This window comes from Streptomyces pathocidini (assembly GCF_001418495.1).
In the GTDB taxonomy this organism is placed as follows: domain Bacteria; phylum Actinomycetota; class Actinomycetes; order Streptomycetales; family Streptomycetaceae; genus Streptomyces; species Streptomyces pathocidini.
The window spans coordinates 1-533 of the sequence record NZ_LIQY01000044.1 but is presented as its reverse complement, the minus strand read 5'-3'; the positions used below and the strand labels follow the sequence as shown (position 1 = coordinate 533).

Below are 533 nucleotides of genomic sequence, written 5' to 3'. Positions count from 1 at the left end.
TGGCCGAGCGGCTGCCGAAGCTGATGCTCCCCGAGCCCAGCTCGTACCCCCTCCGCATAGGGCGCGACCCCGCGAGCGGCCTCCGCCTGAACGACGACACGGTCTCGCGCGTGCATGCCCAGCTGTCCCGGGAAGGCGGGATCTGGGTCCTCAAGGACCTCGGCTCCACGAACGGAACGTGGGTGAACAACCGGCGGGTTACGGGGCGGGCGGTGGTCCGCGCGGGCGACCTGGTGACCTTCGGCCGGGTCACGTTCCGCCTGGCGGCCCGCTGACCCGGGCTGATCGACCCCGGGCCCGCCGATGGGCCGCAAGCTACCCGTGCGTACGGATCGGGCGCGAGGGACCATGGGGGTATGGCCAGGAAAGGTTCCGCCGGATTCAGGGCTCGGCGGGCCGCGATGGTTGCGGTCCGGGAGGCTCTGGAGCGCGGCGAGGTTCCGGTCGAGGCGCCTGAGCTGGTTCGAGGGGAGGAGGGGGAGTTCTGGGTCTGGCGGGACGGCAGGGTATTTGTGCGGGCTCCGCGGGGGGCG

At 72.6% G+C, this 533-nt stretch carries 1 protein-coding gene; it reads left to right on the top strand.

The features are described 5' to 3' along the window. Nucleotides 1–275: FHA domain-containing protein (locus tag AOK16_RS27920; RefSeq protein ID WP_240483336.1), on the top strand; the 275-nt coding region annotated here is incomplete at its 5' end. Between the last annotated feature and the right edge of the window lie 258 nt (nt 276–533).